The sequence below is a fragment of the Protofrankia sp. CiT1 genome (genome assembly GCF_917627335.1).
Classification (GTDB): domain Bacteria; phylum Actinomycetota; class Actinomycetes; order Frankiales; family Frankiaceae; genus Protofrankia.
Window position 1 is genome coordinate 51,662 of sequence record NZ_CAKJTP010000013.1, and the last position, 4,009, is coordinate 55,670.

The following is a 4,009-nucleotide window of genomic DNA, read 5'->3' on the forward strand; positions in this document are numbered from 1 at the left end:
GGCGTCCGTGGTCAGGCGTCCGTGGTCAGGCGACAGCGTCGAAGGACCCGAGGTCGGCGGCGGCCGTGACACACCGTCGCAGGTTGGCGCTGATCAGGGCTGGGCCGTGATGGGTGGGAGGTGTCATCACCCAGCCCACCACCACCCCCCAAACGATGTTCTGCCGGTACAGCAGCCAGGCGTCATCGGCACTGGGGGGCACGACACCGTGGCGACCGAGCTCGTCCAGATAGCCGGCGATGAGATCCCGCTCAAGGGCCCGCCGCCGCTCGGAGTCGAGTGCGGTCACGATCAGGTAGGAAACATCGTGCGCCCAGTTGCCAGCCTTACAGAACTGCCAGTCCAGCAGGCCGCCCCCCGTCGGCAGCAGATAGGTGTTGGCGACATGAGCATCGCCGTGCAGCAGGCACCGCGGTTCTTTCTCCATAAGATCTTCAAGCTTCCACAGCGCCGCCCAGAGCTCATCGTTCGGACGCCCCAGCGCAGCCACGATCTCGGCTTTCCAGTCGAGCTTCAGCTGCTTGTCGAAGATTCGTCGGCCGGTGCTTCGGAAGAACTCCGTGGTTTCCCCCGAGCCCGGTGTCTCCAGCCATGGGAAGGCCTGCTGAAGACCAGGACTTGACCAGTAGTGAGCGTGGACCTTGGCGAGCTCGGCGAGCAGTGCGGCGACCTGGTCAGAACTCAGCGATCCGAGCGCGTTGGGGTATGTCGCTCCCCGCAGCGAAAGATCCTCGATCAGCACCACGAACTGCCCGGTCTCCTCGTCGAGCTCACCGGCGAACAGCCGGGGTGCCTCCACGTCCAGTCGGGTGCGGACCTGCCGATAGAAGCCGATCTCGGTGCGGTACATGGCCGGCGCGGCCCGCGGCAGGCCCTGCTCATCCCCACTGACCAGCAGGGTCTTGAGAAACATCCGTGGCGGCAGCCCGGCGTCACGTCCCGGGGCGTACCGTAGCCCGAGCGTCAGGCGATCCGCGGTCGACGCCTTCTCTCCGGTAGCCGTGGCGACACCAACCCGGGCTGCCCCGATCAGATCAACCCCGTCGACCACGACCGTCGGATGGGCCTCACGCAGCAGAGCGGTCAGCATCGCGGGAGTGAGATCCTCGACCGACCTGGGTAAGTTTGCCATGCGCGATTCTGGCACAGATACCTCAGCGCAGGGCAATGCCGGACGCTCTTTGTCATCCTCATCAACGGTCGTCAGCGCTGTTGCGCTGCGCAAACCGGTCAATGCCATGTCAATGATGATTTCCTGCTGTGATTATGCCTGTCAGTGGTGATGCCGGACGCGCTCGGGAGCGACGCAGAAAATGATCATCAGGCTGAGTGTGCACGACCCCGGTACGGATACCCGGTGTGACGTGGAGATTTCAGCCGATCCGGAGACGGGGGTCGGCTCCGTGCTCAACGCGCTGCCGATACCGGTGGGGAACCGCCTTTGCTTCGTCGGCGACCGACCGCTCGACCCCGCTGGGAGCGTCGTCGACAGCCCGCTGGTGCACGGCGCGACGATCAGCGTCGGCGTGTCGGGCCCGCAGCCGCGGGCTGTTGCGCCCGGCATCGTCGGCGCGCTGCGGATACTCGACGGGCACGACGCCGGCCTAGTCGTCTGGCTCGATCAAGGATGCCATCTGGTGGGCCGGGACCCGCAGGCGCGGATCGTGCTCACCTGCAACGAGGTCTCCCGCCGGCACGCGGCGCTCACAGTGTGCCAGGACGCCACAGTGACGGTGGAAGATCTCGATTCGAGCAACGGCACCCTGGTCGATGACGGACCCATGGCCGGGCCTGCTCCCCTTGCGGCCGGCGCCATCCTCGAGATCGGTACCGACCGCATGGAGTGGGTGCCGTTGCCGCGTTCACCGCTGTCGACGACACGCAGCCGGGACGGTCACCTCGACTTCGACCGTGCCTTCGCGGCGACACCCGACATCAGGCGGGCCGAGGTGGAGCTGCCGGCGGCACCCGCTCGTCATACCGCCTCCCGAAGCGCTGTCTGGCTCCCCGCGCTGTTGCCGGTCGTGATCGGTGGAGTCCTTTTCCTGGCCATGCGTAACCCCGTCGTGTTGGCGATGTGCCTGCTCGGTCCTGTCAGCGTCATCGGCAACCAGGTGGTGGGCCGCAGGCAGCGCGCCGCCGACGACCGGCGCTTCGAAACGGAGAAAGCCCAGGCACTACGTACCATCGCGACGGCGGCGGCCACCGAGGAGAGCGCCCGCCGTGCGCAGGCACCCGACCAGCTCGATCTCACCCTCGCCGCGACCGGAGCCAGCCGCGGCGTGTGGCCGCGCAACGCCGACTCTCCCGACGGCCTGCGACTACGGGTGGGCACCACCGGCGAACCCGCGTCGATCGACCTGCGCGGCGAACGGTGGGACGGGTTCACCGAGCCGGCCCTGCGTGGCGTGCCGCTGACGGTTGACCTGCGCGCCGTGGGTGTACTCGGCGTCACCGGCCCGAGCGGCCCGGCGGATGCGCTGGCCCGGTGGCTGGTGCTTCAGCTCGGCGTGCTCCGCAGCCCTGACGACCTGCGGATCGTCCTGATCACATCAAGCAGCCGTGACCACCTGGCCTGGGCCACCTGGCTACCGCATGTCGCCACCGGTGACGCGGGCCCGGTGCCCTGCTGGGTCGGCAACACCGAGGCGACCCGGGCAAGCCGGATCGCCGAACTCCGGGATCTGATCACCATCCGGTCCGCCGAACGCCGTGGTGCGACCAATGTCCGCTTCGCCGAGGATGTCGTCGTCCTGCTCGACGGCGCGCTCGCGCTGCGCAACCTGCCGGGTATGAAGGCGATCCTGCGGGACGGACCGGAAGCGGGCGTGTACGTGATCGCCGTCGACCGGCACGGCATGAACGAGTGCCGCGCCGAATGCCAGGTCGACGACAGCGGTGCCGTCCGGCTCACTCACCGCCGTGGCGAGCGGGCCGCGGTCGGCCGCCAGGAGGGCATCGACCCCGGCGAGGCGGGCTGGCTCGCACGAGCCGTCGCACCGCTACGTGACCGGCTGTCGCTGGGCAACGCGGAGACAGCCATCCCGTACCCGGTGCGTTTTCTCGACCTTGTCGGCGTGGGGATGGCATCCGCGGACGACGTGCTCGCCCTGTGGGCGGACCAGCCGGGGCCGACCACCCGGGTGCTCCTCGGCGCGGATGGGGACGGGCCGGTCACCGTCGACCTCGCCGGACAGGGTCCGCACACGATGCTCGGTGGTGCCACCGGCGCCGGCAAGAGCATCCTGCTGCAGACGCTCGTCACGTCGCTGCTGCTGGCCAACACTCCCGACGAGCTGAACCTTGTCCTCGTCGACTTCAAGGGCGGCAGCGCGTTCCTCCCGTTCGAGCGCTGCCCGCATGTCGTCGCGCTCATCCGCTCCACCGGCGAGACGCCGGCGGACGTCTTCGACCAGGCCGCGGCCGACCGGGTCCTCGCCTCGGTACGGGCGGAGGTGAACCGCCGGGAGTCCCTGCTCGCCCGCTACGGCGGCGAGATCGACGAGTACTGGAAAGCTCTGCGCTCCGCGCCTGGGCTGCCCGCGCTCCCCCGCCTTGTGATGATCTTCGACGAGTTCGCGCGGGTGCTGGAGACGTCCCCGGACTTCCTGCGAGCACTGGTCAACGTCGCGGCCAAGGGCCGGTCGCTCGGCATGCACCTGGTGCTGGCCACCCAGTCGCTACAGGGCAAGCTGTCGGCCGAGCTGAAGAACAACATCGATCTTCGGATCACGCTACGGCAGAACGAACCGGCCGACAGCGTCGAGGTCCTGGGCGTACCGGATGCCGCGGCCATCCCCGGCCGGCTGCGTGGCCGCGGCATGATCCTGTGCACGAAGGACGAGACGCGGACCCCACGCCTGTTCCAATCCGGCTACCTGGGTGCCCCGCCACCCGTCGGCGGGGCACGCCCCGCCCGCATCCGGATCGTGGACTGGGCCGCGCTCGGCACCGCGCGGCCCGAGGAACCGACCGAGCGCGGCGGTGCGGCCACCGACCAGGCCCGCAC

The 4,009-nt window shown here is 69.1% G+C and carries 2 protein-coding genes; one reads left to right on the top strand and one right to left on the bottom strand.

All coding sequences use genetic code 11. The annotated features are described in order from the left end of the window. Positions 1–25: 25 nt before the first annotated feature. Complete coding sequence (locus MJ785_RS04230; protein WP_239307864.1) at positions 26–1,132, bottom strand: ecdysteroid 22-kinase family protein; 1,107 nt, start codon at positions 1,130–1,132, stop codon at positions 26–28. 181 nt (positions 1,133–1,313) lie between these two features. Between MJ785_RS04230 and MJ785_RS04235 the strand changes: the two genes are divergently transcribed. After that, a partial coding sequence (locus MJ785_RS04235) for an FtsK/SpoIIIE domain-containing protein (protein WP_239380064.1) occupies positions 1,314–4,009 on the top strand: 2,696 nt, incomplete at its 3' end.

Excerpts from the sequence above, each read along its gene's own strand:
- MJ785_RS04230 (WP_239307864.1), bottom strand. The coding sequence starts at position 1,132 with ATGGCAAACTTACCCAGGTCGGTCGAGGATCTCACTCCCGCGATGCTG.